Raw genomic sequence first — 14,080 nt, 5'->3', positions numbered from 1 at the left:
GCGGGAGCCGGCGGGGGCGCCGTCAGGCGGTCGGCGCGGCGATCGCTGCGTTTTCGCCTGTCGCGCCGGCGCTCCGCGAGCGGAGCCGCCGCCGGTCTCTTGCGGATGCGATTCGGCCCTTGCTCGCGGGCGCAAATCGGCGCAGCGCCGGCCGGGCAGGGGCGGCAGGGGCAGGCGCCACGCGCGAAGCGATTGGCTTCCGGCCGGCCGCCGCAGGCGCGCAGGGCACGGCCCGGCGGGGCCGCCAGACCAGCCGGCGGCGTTGCGCCGAAAAAAAGGCCGAGCAAATCGCTCGGCCCAAGTCCAACAGGGAGGTTGAAGAGGATCACCGATCCGGCCATCCAGCTTCGGGAGGGAATGTAGCGGAGGTGATCGCGTCGGGCAAGGGGTGGCGCCCAATACTTGTGCATGGCCGCCATCGCATTGTTGCATGGCTGCATCAGGTCAGTCGGGACCCGGCGCCATCGTCCGCAGGTGGGCGGTGATCTCCTCCAGCACGAAGTCGCGGAAGGCGCATACCCGCTTGTTGTGGCGCAGCTCCTGCACGTAGGCGAGGTAGACCGGGATCACCGCGCTCTCGAGCCCCGGCAGCACCTGCACGAGGTCGGGGAAGCCCGCGGTGATGTAGTCGGGCAGCGATCCGATGCCGACGCCGTGGATGACGCCCTGCAGGATGCCGAAATAGGTGTTGACGGTCAGCGTGCTGTTGGCCTGCGCCACCAGCGGCTGCACGAACTCGCCGCCCGCCCGCACCTGCGGCGAGCCCGGATTCTGCACGATCAGCCGGCGGGAGACGAGGTCCTCGATGCTCTGCGGCAGGCCCTCGCGCTCGACATAGGCGCGGCTGGCGTAGAGGCGGATGCGCACCTCCATGATGCGCCGGCGGATCAGGTCGGCCTGCGAGGGCTCCTTCATGCGGATGGCGAGGTCGGCCTCGCGCATCGGCAGGTCGAGGATGCGCTCCTCGAGCATCAGCTCCAGCCGCAGGTTCGGATAGCGCTCGAAGAGCCGCGGCAGCCGGGGCGCGAGCCAGAGCGTGCCGAAACCCATCGTCGTGGTCACCCGCAGGTCGCCGTAGACCTCGTCCTTGCTGTCGCGGATGCGCGCGGCGGTCGCCTCCAGCCGGCGCGCCATCGAGCGGGTCGCCTCCAGCAGCAGCTCGCCCTGCTCGGTCAGGATCAGCCCGCGGGCATGGCGGCGGAACAGCGTGGTGTCGAGGCTCTCCTCCAGCGCCCGGATCTGCCGGCTCACCGCCGACTGGCTCAGGTGCAGCTGGTCGCCGGCATGGGTGAGGCTGCCCGCCTCCGCCACGGAATGGAAGATTCGCAGCTTGTCCCAGTCCATCCGCTCTCGCCTCGCTCGGGGGGCGTCGTTCGTTGCGCCCGGTGCATAGCACATATGGCGTGGGCGCGGGGCAGAGAATTGCGCTGGACGCAACCCAGCCATGCGTCGCGCAATCTTCGTGCTTTTCTCGACCCGGCGGAACCGCGGGGCGGATTCGGCTTTTTTGGTCATGGATTCTGACCTATGATGCCGCGAGCAACCAGCCTCGCTGGCAGCCTCAGGGGAGGACAGCGCCGATGACGCTGCACGACGTCTCTCTCGCCGACCGCTACGACCTTTCGCGCAAGACCGTCCTGCTCGGCGGGATCCAGGCATTGGTGCGGGTTCTCCTGATGCAGAAGGCGCGCGACGAGGCGGCCGGGCTCGTCACCGGGGGCTTCGTCTCCGGCTATCGCGGCTCGCCGCTCGGGGGCGTCGACCTCGCGATGATGTCGGCGAAGAAGCAGCTCGAGGCGGCGGACGTGAAGTTCGAGCCCGGGCTGAACGAGGATCTGGCGGCGACCTATCTCTGGGGGACGCAGCAGGCGGCGATCCGCGGCGAGGGGCGGGTCGAGGGGGTGTTCGGGCTCTGGTACGGCAAGGGGCCGGGGGTGGATCGCTGCGGCGACGTGTTCCGGCACGCCAACATGGCCGGCTCCGCCGAGAAGGGCGGCGTCCTCGTCTGCATGGGCGACGACCACACCGGCGAGAGCTCGACGGTGCTGCACCATTCCGAGTTCGCGCTCGTCGACGTGATGATGCCGATCCTGTCGCCGGCGGGCGTGCAGGAGATCCTCGACTACGGGCTCTACGGCTGGGCGCTCAGCCGGTATTCGGGGTGCTGGGTCGGGCTGAAATGCGTGAAGGACACCATCGAGGTGACCGAGGTCGTGAACGGCGACCCGATGCGGCTCGACATCAAGGTCCCGACCGACTTCGCCCTGCCGCCGGGCGGGCTGAACATCCGCCTGCACGACACGCCGGTGGCGCAGGAGGCGCGGCTCCACGACTACAAGCGCTTCGCCGCGGAGGCCTTCGGGCGGGCGAACCGGCTCGACCGGCGGGTGCATGGCGACGGCAAGGCGCGGATCGGCATCGTCTCGGCGGGCAAGAGCTGGCTCGACACGGCGCACGCGCTGGAGCTCCTCGGCCTCGACGACGCCGAGTGCCGGCGGCTCGGGATCGCCACCTACAAGGTCGGCATGGTCTGGCCGCTCGACATGGAGAGCTTCCGCGAATGGGCCCACGACCTCGAGCATATCATCGTGGTCGAGGAGAAGCGCAAGCTGATCGAGGTGCAGATCAAGGAGGCGATCTTCGACGACCGCCGCGGCCGCCGCGTCACCGGCTGGAAGGACGAGGCCGGCCGGGTGATCTTCACCGTCAAGCAGGCGCTCGACCCGGTCAAGGTCGCCCGCACCCTCGGCGACCTCCTCGCCGAGGATGGCGTGACGACCGAGGCGCTCGACGCCCGCCGCGCCGCGCTGGCCGAGGCGGTGCGCGCCGACAACGCCGAGGAGATCGCCACGCGCAAGCCGTGGTTCTGCTCCGGCTGCCCGCACAACACCTCGACGCGCCTGCCCGACGGCGCGCGCGCCTATGCCGGCATCGGCTGCCACTACATGGTGCAGTGGATGGACCGCGCCACCGAGGGCTTCACCCACATGGGCGGCGAGGGGGCGAACTGGATCGGCGAGGCGCCGTTCTCGAAGCGCAAGCACATCTTCCAGAACCTCGGCGACGGCACCTACAACCACTCGGGCGTGCAGGCGATCCGCGCCGCGCTCGCCGCGGGCGTCACCATCACCTACAAGATCCTCTACAACGACGCCGTCGCGATGACCGGCGGCCAGCCCAACGAGGGCGGCCTCACCGCCCCGCAGATCGCCCGCGAGCTGAAGGCGATGGGGGTAAAAACCGTCGTCGGCGTCTACGACCCCAAGGAGGCGGTCGACCCGGACGACTTCCCCGGCGTGCCGATGCGCACCCGCGACGAGCTCGACGCCGTGCAGCGCGAGATGGAGGAGACCCCCGGCGTCTCGGCGATCCTCTACATTCAGACCTGCGCCGCCGAGAAGCGCCGCCGCCGCAAGCGCGGGCGCTTCCCCGACCCCGACCGCCGCGTCTTCATCAACCCGGACGTCTGCGAGGGCTGCGGCGATTGCGGGGTGCAGTCGAACTGCGTCTCGATCGTGCCGCTCGAGACCGAGCTCGGCCGCAAGCGCGCCATCGACCAGTCCTCGTGCAACAAGGACTTCTCCTGCCTCAAGGGTTTCTGCCCCTCCTTCGTCACGCTGGAGGGCGCCAAGGTCCGCAAGGCCGCCCCGGCCGAGGTCGCCATCGGCGAGCTGCCCGCCCCGCGCCTCCCCGCGCTCGAGCGCTCCTGGAACACCGTCATCACCGGCGTCGGCGGCACCGGCGTCGTCACCGTCGGCGCGGTGCTCGCCATGGCCGCGCATCTCGACGGCCACGGCGCCGGCGTCATGGAGATGGCCGGCCTCGCCCAGAAGGGCGGCGCCGTCTCCATCCATGTCCGCATCGCGCCGAAGCCCTCCGACATCACCGCGATCCGCGTCGCGGTCGGCGAGGCCGACGCGCTGATCGGCGGCGACATCGTCGTGGCGGCCGGGGCGAAGACCCTCGGCCTGATGACCCGCGGCCGCACCCGCGGCGTCGTCAACGCCCACGAGATCGTCACCGGCGACTTCACCCGCAACCGCGACTTCCACATGCCGACCGACCGCCTCGCGCTCGCGCTGCGCGCCCGGCTCGGCGAGGACGGGATCGCCATGCTCGACGCGACCCGGCTGGCGGAAAAGGCGCTCGGCGACGCGATCTACGCCAACATGCTCATGCTCGGCTCCGCCTGGCAGGCCGGGCTGGTCCCGGTCACCGAGGAGGCGGTCCTGCGGGCGATCGAGCTGAACGGCGCCGGGGTCGAGGGCAACAAGGCCGCCTTCCGCCTCGGGCGCTGGGCCATCGCCGAGCCGCGCGCCGCGGCGGCCCTGACCGCGCCCGAGGCCGCGCCCCCGGCCGAGGACCTCGCCGCCATCGTCGACCGCCGCGCCGCCCACCTCGCGCGCTACCAGAACGCCCGGCTGGCGCGCCGCTACCGCGACCGGGTCGAGGCCGCCCGCGCCGTCGACCCCGACCTCGCCGAGGCGGTCGCCCGCGGCTACCACAAGCTCCTCGCCTACAAGGACGAGTACGAGGTCGCGCGCCTGCACGCCGAGACGCTGGAGGCGGCCGTCGCCGCCGGCTTCGAGAACGTGCGCGAGATGCGCTTCCACATGGCCCCGCCGTTCCTCACGAGGCCGGGGCCCGACGGCCGCCCCGCCAAGCGCGAGTTCGGCCCGTGGATGCTGACGGCGATGAAGCTCCTCGCCCGCCTCAAGGGCCTGCGCGGAACCCCCCTTGACCCGTTCGGCCGCACGGAGGAGCGTCGCATGGAGCGCGCGCTCATCGCCGAATACGAGGCCGACATGGACCGCCTGACGGCGGGGCTCACCCCCGCGACCCGCGACATCGTCCTCGAGCGCGCCAGCCTGCCGCTCGAGATCCGCGGCTTCGGCCCGGTCAAGGCGGCGGCGGCGGCGGCCGCCGCCGACCGGCGCGCGGCGCTCCTCGCCGAGTTCGACGCGGGGGGACGGAGGGTCGTCCATGCGGCCGAGTAGGGTTTCCCTCGCCGCCGCCGCGCTGGCGCTCGCCGGCTGCGCGGGGGGCGGCCTGCCGCTCGGCCCCGCCGCGGTGGTGCCGGCCCAGCCCGGGATGGTGGCGCAGGGCCAGGCCGACGTGGTGGTCCGCACCTTCGCGCCCACCCCCGACGGCAAGCGCGCCGAGGTCGGCGGCGCCGAGTGCAAGGTCGAGTCGATCCTGTTCCAGACCCGGCTGCGCAGCCCGGCGCGCGTGGTCTTCCCCGGCTTCGGCCCGCAATCGCCGACGCTCTCCGTCGCCTGCGACGCCAAAGGCTGGCGCGGCACGGCCGAGCAGGGCGTGCAGATCCGCTGGGTGAACGCCCCCGGCGCCTGGCCCGGACCCTACGGCCCCGGCCCGTGGGGCTGGGGCGGCGGGTGGGGGCCCGGCTGGGGCCCGGGCTGGGGCGGCTGGGGCGCGCCCTCGGTGCCGATCTTCGTCTATCCCGACATCCACGTGATCCTCGCGCCGCCGCCCGGTGGACAGGGCGGGGCGCTTGCGGCAGAACTCGGCGCAGTCGACGCGCTTCAGGAGTAGCCTGCCCATGGCGATCACGGTGAACGAGGCCTCCGCGGTCCTGCGCGAGGCCGTCCGCGACAACATCCGCTCGCGCTCGCTGCTCTACCTCGTCGAGGGCGTGCTGCTGGTCGTCGCCGGCCTGCTGGCGCTGATCTTCCCGGCGATCTTCGGCTCCGGGGTGCTGGTGCTGATCGGCTGGCTGCTGGTGCTCAGCGGCGTGGTGCAGGCGATCGGGCTGATCGGGGCGCACAAGGTGCCGTATTTCTGGCTCCAGCTCGTCTCCGTGGCGCTGGGGATCGTCGTCGGCTTCCTGCTGATCTCGCGGCCCGAGGCCGGGCTCCTCGCCGTGGCGCTGCTCCTCGTCGTCTACATCATGATCGAGGCGGTGGCGCGGATCGCCTTCGCGCTGATGATCCGGCCGATGGACGACTGGCTCTGGATCCTCGGCAGCGGCGTCTTCGGCGTCGTCGTGGCGATGATCCTCGCGGCGAACCTCGGGACCACGGCGCAGTGGCTGCTCGGCTTCCTCGTCGGGGTCTACCTGATCGCCGCCGGCGGGGCGCTGGCGTGGCTCGCCTGGAACGTGCGCCGGGCGCTGGCCTGATACGCGGGGAACCACCCCGCCTGCCTGCGCATTCTGCCTTCGGCCCGACCCGAGGAGGCGAAGCCATGCGAAACAGCATCATCGCCGCGACGCTCGCCGCCGCGGCCTGCGCGCCCGTCGAGCCCGCCGTGCCGGCGCTGCCGCTGGTGACGGCCGGGGTCGAGCCCGGCGCGGCGGCGGGCGTCAGCGGCGAGGCGCGCTTCGACGTGGCCGCGACGCGGGACGGGACCTCCGTCCCGGCCGCCTGCACCGTCGAGGGCACGGGCTTCCGCGCCGCCTTCACCGCGCCCGCCACCCTCGCCGTCCCGAGCTTCGGCCCCGCGAGCCAGCCGGTGCGGGTCGCCTGCGCCGCCGACGGGCGCCGCGGCGGCCGGGTCGTCGTGCCGGCCTTCCGCAACGCCGGCGGCGGCGGCTTCGGCGGGTTCTACCCGACGATCGGCATCGGCATCGGCTCCGGCGACGGCTACTACGGCGGCAGCGGCGTCTCGATCGGCGGCGTGTTCGCGCCGGGCATGGGCGGCGCCGCCTATGGCGGCGTGCGCTACCCCGACGTGGCGATTCCGCTGCAATAGCCGGCGGATTTCGCCAGCGGCGTCAGCGGCGTCGACAGGCGCCTTCGCCGGCGCTAGGCTCCCGGGCCAGGTTTCAGGGGAGAGATTGGTGAGATGCGGGCGATAACCCTCGCGGCGGCGGCGCTGGCGCTCTCCGGCTGCGCCGGCGGCGACCTCTTCGGCTTCGGCGTCCCGGTGCGCGGCGGCGGCTGGGGCCTGCCCGCCACCCGCGCCGAGGCGCGGCCGGATTCGATGACGCCGCCGGGCCGGCGCGACCTCGGCCTCGCGGTGCGCGCCTTCGCCACCGAGACCGACGGCTCGCTCGTCGAGATCAAGGGCGCGACCTGCAAGGTGACCGGCGGGGCGTTCTCGGCCAACGTGGCGACCCCGGCGCGGATCGTCATCGCCGATCTCGGCCCCGACGCGCCGGCGCTGACCGCCCGCTGCGTCGCCGGGGCGCTCGAAGGCGGCGCGACGGCGCTGCCGCATTTCTCCTGGGCGCAAGGCGGCGGCAACCCGCCGCAGCGGGTCGCCTGGGGGCTCGGCTGGACCTACGGCTACGCCAAGGTCGGTCCGCTCTCCTATCCGAACCTCCGCGTGATGATGCAGTAAGCGCGCGTTCCTCATCCTTGAAATCAGGTTAACGGGCGGCGCCTTTACGTTTTGCTCCAAGCGCTTGCCCAAATATCCTGCGGTGGGGTGCCTCCGGGCTAGGCGGACCTCCGCCGACCGCGTCGCCCCTCGGTTGACGGGGACTCGCGCGATGGGGGATTCTGGGATCCAACGGATCCGGGAGCCGCCGCATGCGCGCCAAGAACCTTCTCCTCGCCTCGCTCGCCCTCGCGGCGCTCGCCGCCTGCGCCGGTCCTGGCCCCGAGAAGGCCGCGACGCCCGCCCCCGTCGCCTCCCGCGCCCTCTATCCGGGCGAGACCCCCGAGCTGCGCTCGCTGATCGACGAATACGCCGACGCCTATGACGTGCCGCCGGCGCTGGTGCAGAAGGTCGTGATCCGCGAGAGCCGCCACAACCCGGCCGCCCGCAACGGCCCCTACTACGGCCTGATGCAGATCCTGCCCGCCACGGCGCGCAGCATGGGCTACCAGGGCTCGGCCACCGGCCTGCTCGACGCCGAGACCAACCTCAAATACGCGGTCAAGTACTTGCGCGGCGCCTGGCTCGTCTCCGACGGGAACATGGACGAGGCCGTGCAGTGGTACGCGCGCGGCTACTACTACGAGGCCAAGCGCAAGGGCCTCCTCGACGAGACCGGGCTCCGCTGAGCCCTCAGCCCTCCGGGCTCCCCACCGTCCCTGCCGGGGCTGGCCGCGCCGCCAGTCCCGCCACCGGGAGACCGCTCTCCGCCGGGCCCTCAGCCCCCCGGCTGCTCCGCCGCCCCGGCCGCGTCCGTCAGCGACCGGTCGGGCCGGCCGCGGCACTGGTCCGCCACCTCGTCCGCCCAGTCTTCCGCGGCGCTCCGGTCCGCCGCCTCGAGGAACTGACCGAAGGGCGCGATCCCGCGCAGCGCGTCGATCCGCGCGGTCATGTCGAGCTTCTCCCATTCGCCGCAGCTCGTGTCGTCGAACTGCCGGTCGCCCCAGCGGATCTCGGCCCCGGCGGGCCCGGCGACGAGGAGGAGGGCGGCGAGCAGGCGGCGCATGGTCGGATCTCCGGGGGCGATGGCCGCTCCGTGATACCGCCCCGCGCCCCGGCTGGAAAGCGCCCGCGTCAGCAGCCGGGATCCCCGCCGCCCTCCGGCGCGCCGCAGCGGACCCGGGAGGTCACGTCGCGCAGGTCGTAGATCGAGAAGCTGTCCGGGAAGACGTAGATGCCGTCCGGCAGGTCGGGCAGATCCAGCCCGAACTCGGTCGCCAGCATGGCGCGGTAGAGGTTGACCGGCGACAGGTCCTGCCGCATCCGCCGGTAGTCGCCGCCCGGGAACCGCGCCGCCTGCAGGATGCCGAACTTGACGCGCAGCTCCTCCGGCGAGGCGTCCTGCCACGGAACGCCCTTTTCCCGCTCGGGGATCGGCCCCTCGTCGGCATGGATCAGGATCACCGCCGGCGGCCGCCCCGGCGCGAGCAGCGCCCCGGTCAGCTCGCGGATGACCGCGGCGGCATACTCGGCCTGCTCGGCGTAGCCCCGCTGGTCGCCCCGCGCCGCCGCCTCCCGCCAGCCGAGGCACTCCCCGTCCGCCGTGAACGGGAACGGCCCGTGCGGCAGCAGGAAATGCGCGAAGACGTAGAGCGGCCGGCCGTCGCGGCGCAGCCCCTTGATCTCCTCGACCTGCCGCGCCACCCGCTGGCACTGGCCGTTGTCCCACGACAGCAGCATCGCCGCCCGCGACCCGGGGAAGAGATGCGTCAGCGGCAGCGCGATCGACCGCCTGAGCCAGGCCATGCCGAACTCGCTCAGCCCCATCGGCCGGTTGACCGCGGCGTTCGGGTTGTGGTGCGTGCCCACCCACCACGATCCGTACTGGCGCTGGTCGTAGCCGAGCCCGCGCAGGTAGCGCCCGACCACGCTGTCGTCGATCATCGCGAAGAGCGGCCGCCAGTCCCCGCCCGAGGCCCGCGGATCCGCCGCCACCGCGTCGAGGTGGCGCATGTTGAAGGTCGACGCCAGCGAAAGCCCGGTGCTGACGTAGTTCGCGAAGCTGTCGCGCGCCACGTAGAAGCCCTGTCCCTCCAGATAGGCCCCCGCGGCGTCGTCGACGCCGAACGCCCCGGCCAGCGTCTCCTCCGAGCCGTAGCGGTCGAAGACGAAGTCGTAGATGTCCGGCAGCTCCCCCGCGGGCGCCGCCGCCGCGGCGAGGCCGGGCTCCTCGGAGAAGGCCCGCGCCCCGTCCCAGACGCTGCGCGATCCCATATGCCGCCACTCGAACGCCGCCGCCCGCCAGGTCGGCCCGATCACCACCGCCGCCGCCACGCAGGCGACGACGACATGGGCGAAGCCGTGCCAGCCCCGCGTCCCCCGCAGCGCCAGCGTCAGCCCGACCATGATGGCGAGCGCGAAGGGGAGCGCGCGCAGCTGCGAGTAGTCCCCGCCGATCGCGTCGTTCAGGCGCCGGAAGATCTCGAGGTAGTGGAGCGAGCCCGCCGTCCACACGCTGGCGATCAGCGCCGCCCCGGCGTCGGCCCGCCCGCGCAGCCGCACCACGATCAGCCAGATCGCCAGCGCCGCCGCGACCCCGGCCGCGAAGGCGGGGCCCGCGTCCTCCCAGGCGGCGAGGTGGAGGTTGCGCGACAAGGGGTCGAGCACCGAGGCGAGCGCCAGCGCCACCGGGGCGAACGGCCAGACGCGGCCCCCCCGGGACCCGCCGGCCATGGTCCGGCCATGCTTCGGCATCGGTTGTCCTTTCCCATCGGCGGACGCCCGCCGGGCGCGCGGGCGGGACTTCATTGCAGGAACCCGGGCGCTATGTGAAGGTGTTGTGACGTTGCGGCGACGGCAGTCCCGCGACCCCGCCGAAGGAGGAGAGAGATGCCGCGGAACCCGATCTGCCTTGCCTTGCTGCCTGCCGCGGTGCTCGTCTGGTCCGCGCCTCCGGCGCACGCCTATCTCGACCCCGGCACCGGCAGCATGGTGCTCCAGGCGCTGCTCGGCGGCGCGGCGGGGGTCGCCATCGCCGGCAAGCTCTACTGGCGGCGCTTCCTCGTGATGATCGGGATGCGCAGCGAGGAGCCCCCGGCCGAGCAGGGCAAGCCGCGGTCCGATCCGTGAGGGCTGCCGCCGAGGCGGAGGACCCTTCCGGCTCCCCTGACGTCGACCCGGCGCAGGACCCGGCGCCCGGCCCCGCCGGGCGCGAGCCGGGCTCGTTCCGCGACCGCAGCGGGCAGGTCCACTACCGCGACGGGCGGGTCCTTCGGACCCTCGGCCCGCGCGCGCGAGAGAACTGGCTGCGCCTGCGCGAGACGGAATTCTTCCGCCGCAACGTCGAGGCCGGCCGCCTCGTCGCCACCACCGACCTCGGGCCCTTGCCGGAGGGCGGCGGGCTCGTCGAGCACGCGCGCATCCCCTTCGTCTCCTGGCCCTACGAATGGCCGTTCGGGATGCTGCGCGACGCGGCGCTCCTGCATCTCGAGCTGATGCGCGAGGCGCTGGCCGAGGGCTTCATCCTCAAGGACGCGACGCCCTACAACGTCCAGTGGCAGGGCGCGCGCCCGGTCTTCATCGACATCCCCTCGCTCGAGCCGCTGGAGCCCGGCGCGCCCTGGGCCGGCTATCGCCAGTTCTGCGAGCTGATGCTCTACCCGCTGATGCTCCAGGCCTATCGCGGCGTCGACTTCCGCCCGCTGCTCCGCGGCCGCATCGACGGCATCCCCGCCGGCGAGATGGCGCGGATGCTCTCCGGCCGCGACCGCCTGCGCCGCGGCGTCCTCCTCCACGTCGTCGCCCAGAGCCTGCTGCAACGCCGCTACGCCGGCAGCGGCCGCGACATGCGCGGCGCGCTCTCCGACGCGGGCTTCGACAAGGGGCTGATCGAGGCCAACGTGGCAAAGCTCGCCCGCCTCGTCGCCGGCCTCCGGCCGCCCGACCTGCCGACGGAATGGGGCGACTACGAGACGACCCACAGCTACGACGCCGCCGAGCACGAGGCCAAGGCCGACTTCGTCCGCCGCGCCGCCGCCCTCCGGCGCTGGCGGCTCGCCTGGGACCTCGGCTGCAACACCGGCGCCTTCTCCCGCATCGTCGAGCCGCAGGCCGATTGCGTGGTGGCGATGGACGCCGACTGGCTGGCGATCGAGCGGCTCTATGCGCGCGAGCGCGCGGAGGGGGCCGCACGCCGCATCCTGCCCCTCGTCGTCAACCTCGCCGACGCCTCGCCGGCGCAGGGCTGGCGCGGGACCGAGCGCCGCGACCTCGCCGGCCGCGGCCGGCCCGAGCTCGTGCTCTGCCTCGCGCTCGTCCACCACGTGGTGATCACCGCCAACATCCCGCTCGCGGATTTCGTCGACTGGCTCGCCGGGCTCGGCGCCAGCGTGGTGATCGAGTTCGTCTCCCGCGACGACGAGATGGTGCAGGCCCTGCTCGCCAACCGCGAGGACCAGTACGACGACTACCACCCCGAGACCTTCCGCGCCCTGATGGCCGCGCGCTTCCGTCTCCGCGAGGAGCAGCCGCTCAAGGGCGGCAAGCGCTTCATCCTCCTCGCCGACCCGCTCTGAGCGGGACGCCCGCCTCACTGCACGACAGTGGAGGGGAAGCCCGGCCGAAGCAGGTCGCGACGTCGAAGCCAGACGGATTTGACCCGCGGCAAATCCGTCCGCGATCGCCCCTGCGGGGGGCGAGCGCGTTGCCGCGCTCGCCGGGGCGATCACGGCCGGATGGCGTGCGACGGGGAAATCTGGACCCCCCACGGCTTCCGCGCGCAACCGCGCTCCAGCCGTCGGCGCGGCGAAAGCAATGCTTTCGCTTGTCGCGCCGGGCCTCGCGGGCACGCCCGCTTCGGTCGCTCGGCGCTTGCGCGCCCCGTGGATCCGGCAGGACGGGCCGGTGTCGTGCGGTGTGGCAAATCGTGCAAAACCGTGCAGGATCATGCAAGATCGTGCAGCGCCCGACGAAGAATCAATGACTTATGCCCCGTCCACGCGTGAACAGCCGCGCGGGAACCGCAATCCTCACATCACCGCGCCGATCTGCCAGGGCACGAACTCCGCCCCGCCAAAGCCCAGCGCCTCGCTCTTCGTCTTGGCGCCCGAGGCGACCGCGAGGAAGGCCTCGAAGATCTCCTCGCCCTTGGCGTCGAGGCTCACCCCCTCCGAGATCACGTCGCCGCAGTTGACGTCCATGTCCTCGGACATCCGGCCGTACATCTCCGAGTTGGTGGCGAGCTTGATGCAGGGCACCGGCTTGTAGCCGGAGACCGAGCCCCGCCCGGTGGTGAAGACGATCAGGTTCGCCCCGCTGGCGATCTGCCCCGTCACCGAGGCCGGGTCGTAGCCGGGGCTGTCCATGAACACGAAGCCCGGCGTGTCGATCGGCTCGCCGTACTTGTAGACCCCGGCCATCGGCGCCGAGCCGCCCTTGGCGACCGCGCCGAGCGACTTCTCGAGGATCGTCGTCAGCCCGCCGCGCTTGTTCCCGGGCGAGGGATTGTTGTCCATCTCGCCGCCGCTCCGCGCCGTGTAGTCCTCCCACCACTTGATCCGCTCGATCAGCTTCTCGCCGACCTCGCGGCTCACCGCCCGCCGCGTCAGCAGGTGCTCCGCCCCGTAGACCTCCGGCGTCTCGCTCAGGATCGTGGTGCCGCCATGGGCGACCAGCAGGTCCGACGCCTTGCCGAGCGCGGGGTTCGCGGTGATGCCGGAATAGCCGTCCGACCCGCCGCATTGCAGCCCGACCACCAGCGCCGAGGCCGGCGCCGGCGCGCGGGCGACCTCGTTCGCCTTCACGGCCATCTCGCGCAGCATCTCCACGCCCTTCTCCACCGTCCGCCGCGTGCCGCCGGTCTGCTGGATCGTCATGTAGCGGAAGTTGCCGTCCGGCCGCATCCGCCCGGCCCCGATCAGGTCGGGGATCTGCATCACCTCGCAGCCGAGGCCGACCAGCAGGATCCCCCCGAAGTTCGGGTTCCGCGCATACCCCTTCAGCGTGCGGAACAGCGTCTGGTAGCCCTCGTCCTTGCCCGACATGCCGCAGCCGGTGCCGTGGACGATCGGCACCACCCCGTCGACGTTCGGGAACTGCTCCAGCCAGCCCGCCTTCTCCGCCGCCTCGGCGATGAACCGCGCCACGCTGCCCGAGCAGTTCACGCTGGTCAGCACGCCCAGATAGTTCCGGGTCCCCACCCGCCCGTCCTGGCGGTGATACCCCATCCATTCCCGCGCCCGCGCCGGCGCCGCCGGCGGATTGATCTCCACGCCGAAGGCATAGTCCCGATCGTGCTCGCCCATCCCGAGGTTGTGCGAATGCACATGCGCCCCCGCGGGGATGTCGACGATCGCCTGCCCGATGATCTGCCCGTAGCGCACCACGTTCTCGCCCCGGGCGATGTCGCGCGTCGCGATCTTGTGCCCCCGCGGCGTCGCGTCGCGCAACGCCACGTCGAGCCCCTCCGTGGTCGTCCCCGCCGCGAGGTCCGCCAGCGCGATCACCACGTTGTCGTCGGCGTTCAGGCGGATGATGCGGGATGTCGTGTCGAGCATCTGGCTTGTTTCCCCCCGCGCCCGGTCCCGCTCAGCCGCGGCCTTCGGCGCAACTGATATATTAGTCTGAACCGCCGCCGCCCGCAAGCCATGCGCCGGGAACGGCGCGAGGTGTGGCCATCGAGGCACTCCTGGTCACCCAAGGTATCCGGAAGCGGCCGTCCCTGCGCTCCTGGGACGCCGATCTCGCCGCATTGCGCACCGCCGACGGACGCGGGCTGCCGCCTTGTCTGCGCGCAGAGCTC

The 14,080-nt window shown here is 72.7% G+C and carries 13 protein-coding genes and 1 pseudogene; 9 read left to right on the top strand and 5 right to left on the bottom strand.

The window, feature by feature from the left end; genetic code table 11:
• Both KBB57_RS19320 and KBB57_RS19315 read right to left on the bottom strand, forming a co-directional pair.
• Positions 1-329 (bottom strand): hypothetical protein (locus KBB57_RS19320; RefSeq protein ID WP_290753843.1); only part of this gene is annotated, 329 nt, incomplete at its 3' end.
• Positions 330-444: 115 nt separating this feature from the next.
• Complete coding sequence (locus KBB57_RS19315; protein WP_290753840.1) at positions 445-1,344, bottom strand: LysR family transcriptional regulator; 900 nt, start codon at positions 1,342-1,344, stop codon at positions 445-447.
• A gap of 236 nt (positions 1,345-1,580) precedes the next feature.
• Between KBB57_RS19315 and KBB57_RS19310 the strand changes: the two genes are divergently transcribed.
• The 6 genes from KBB57_RS19310 (at position 1,581) to KBB57_RS19285 (ending at position 7,970) form a co-directional block, all read left to right on the top strand.
• On the top strand, positions 1,581-4,997 hold the full coding sequence (locus tag KBB57_RS19310; protein WP_290753838.1) for an indolepyruvate ferredoxin oxidoreductase family protein: 3,417 nt from the start codon (positions 1,581-1,583) through the stop codon (positions 4,995-4,997).
• Positions 4,984-5,553 (top strand): hypothetical protein, encoded by a 570-nt coding sequence (locus tag KBB57_RS19305; RefSeq protein WP_290753835.1) that lies wholly within the window; start codon positions 4,984-4,986, stop codon positions 5,551-5,553. Before KBB57_RS19310 ends, KBB57_RS19305 begins: the two co-directional genes overlap by 14 nt.
• 7 nt (positions 5,554-5,560) lie before the next feature.
• Positions 5,561-6,139 carry an HdeD family acid-resistance protein gene (locus KBB57_RS19300; protein ID WP_290753833.1) on the top strand — a complete coding sequence of 193 codons (579 nt, stop codon included), beginning with the start codon at positions 5,561-5,563 and terminating at the stop codon, positions 6,137-6,139.
• A gap of 65 nt (positions 6,140-6,204) precedes the next feature.
• Positions 6,205-6,711, top strand: coding sequence for a hypothetical protein (locus tag KBB57_RS19295; protein WP_290753830.1), 507 nt, complete (start codon positions 6,205-6,207; stop codon positions 6,709-6,711).
• Positions 6,712-6,804: 93 nt separating this feature from the next.
• Positions 6,805-7,302 (top strand): hypothetical protein, encoded by a 498-nt coding sequence (locus KBB57_RS19290; RefSeq protein ID WP_290753828.1) that lies wholly within the window; start codon positions 6,805-6,807, stop codon positions 7,300-7,302.
• 191 nt (positions 7,303-7,493) lie between these two features.
• A complete protein-coding gene (locus tag KBB57_RS19285) occupies positions 7,494-7,970 on the top strand; it encodes a lytic transglycosylase domain-containing protein (protein WP_290753826.1) in 477 nt (158 codons plus the stop codon).
• An 89-nt stretch (positions 7,971-8,059) separates the two neighbouring features.
• Here the strand turns inward: KBB57_RS19285 and KBB57_RS19280 are convergent, their stop codons facing one another.
• Complete coding sequence (locus tag KBB57_RS19280) at positions 8,060-8,347, bottom strand: hypothetical protein (RefSeq protein ID WP_290753824.1); 288 nt, start codon at positions 8,345-8,347, stop codon at positions 8,060-8,062.
• 68 nt (positions 8,348-8,415) lie between these two features.
• Positions 8,416-10,035, bottom strand: coding sequence for a hypothetical protein (locus KBB57_RS19275; protein WP_290753821.1), 1,620 nt, complete (start codon positions 10,033-10,035; stop codon positions 8,416-8,418).
• 135 nt (positions 10,036-10,170) lie between these two features.
• Here KBB57_RS19275 and KBB57_RS19270 point away from each other — a divergent pair, with 135 nt between their 5' ends.
• Both KBB57_RS19270 and KBB57_RS19265 read left to right on the top strand, forming a co-directional pair.
• Positions 10,171-10,410 carry a hypothetical protein gene (locus KBB57_RS19270; RefSeq protein ID WP_290753818.1) on the top strand — a complete coding sequence of 80 codons (240 nt, stop codon included), beginning with the start codon at positions 10,171-10,173 and terminating at the stop codon, positions 10,408-10,410.
• Entirely contained in the window at positions 10,407-11,855 is a 1,449-nt protein-coding gene (locus KBB57_RS19265; RefSeq protein ID WP_290753816.1) for a hypothetical protein, read from the top strand. Before KBB57_RS19270 ends, KBB57_RS19265 begins: the two co-directional genes overlap by 4 nt.
• A 453-nt stretch (positions 11,856-12,308) precedes the next feature.
• Here KBB57_RS19265 and KBB57_RS19260 read toward each other — a convergent pair whose 3' ends face one another.
• Positions 12,309-13,835 (bottom strand): UxaA family hydrolase, encoded by a 1,527-nt coding sequence (locus KBB57_RS19260; protein WP_290753814.1) that lies wholly within the window; start codon positions 13,833-13,835, stop codon positions 12,309-12,311.
• Positions 13,836-13,954: 119 nt separating this feature from the next.
• Here KBB57_RS19260 and KBB57_RS19255 point away from each other — a divergent pair.
• Positions 13,955-14,080, top strand: a pseudogene (locus KBB57_RS19255) (IS110 family transposase); the annotation flags it as partial.

Origin of the sequence: Amaricoccus sp. (assembly GCF_017993425.1) — a bacterium.
GTDB lineage: Bacteria > Pseudomonadota > Alphaproteobacteria > Rhodobacterales > Rhodobacteraceae > Amaricoccus.
Note: the sequence above shows the minus strand (reverse complement) of the source record. Positions and strands in the feature narration are given on the sequence as shown.

Excerpts from the sequence above, each read along its gene's own strand:
- KBB57_RS19260 (WP_290753814.1), bottom strand. The coding sequence starts at position 13,835 with ATGCTCGACACGACATCCCGCATCATCCGCCTGAACGCCGACGACAAC.
- KBB57_RS19310 (WP_290753838.1), top strand. The coding sequence starts at position 1,581 with ATGACGCTGCACGACGTCTCTCTCGCCGACCGCTACGACCTTTCGCGC.
- KBB57_RS19295 (WP_290753830.1), top strand. The coding sequence starts at position 6,205 with ATGCGAAACAGCATCATCGCCGCGACGCTCGCCGCCGCGGCCTGCGCG.
- KBB57_RS19290 (WP_290753828.1), top strand. The coding sequence starts at position 6,805 with ATGCGGGCGATAACCCTCGCGGCGGCGGCGCTGGCGCTCTCCGGCTGC.
- KBB57_RS19270 (WP_290753818.1), top strand. The coding sequence starts at position 10,171 with ATGCCGCGGAACCCGATCTGCCTTGCCTTGCTGCCTGCCGCGGTGCTC.
- KBB57_RS19300 (WP_290753833.1), top strand. The coding sequence starts at position 5,561 with ATGGCGATCACGGTGAACGAGGCCTCCGCGGTCCTGCGCGAGGCCGTC.
- KBB57_RS19315 (WP_290753840.1), bottom strand. The coding sequence starts at position 1,344 with ATGGACTGGGACAAGCTGCGAATCTTCCATTCCGTGGCGGAGGCGGGC.
- KBB57_RS19275 (WP_290753821.1), bottom strand. The coding sequence starts at position 10,035 with ATGCCGAAGCATGGCCGGACCATGGCCGGCGGGTCCCGGGGGGGCCGC.
- KBB57_RS19280 (WP_290753824.1), bottom strand. The coding sequence starts at position 8,347 with ATGCGCCGCCTGCTCGCCGCCCTCCTCCTCGTCGCCGGGCCCGCCGGG.
- KBB57_RS19305 (WP_290753835.1), top strand. The coding sequence starts at position 4,984 with ATGCGGCCGAGTAGGGTTTCCCTCGCCGCCGCCGCGCTGGCGCTCGCC.
- KBB57_RS19285 (WP_290753826.1), top strand. The coding sequence starts at position 7,494 with ATGCGCGCCAAGAACCTTCTCCTCGCCTCGCTCGCCCTCGCGGCGCTC.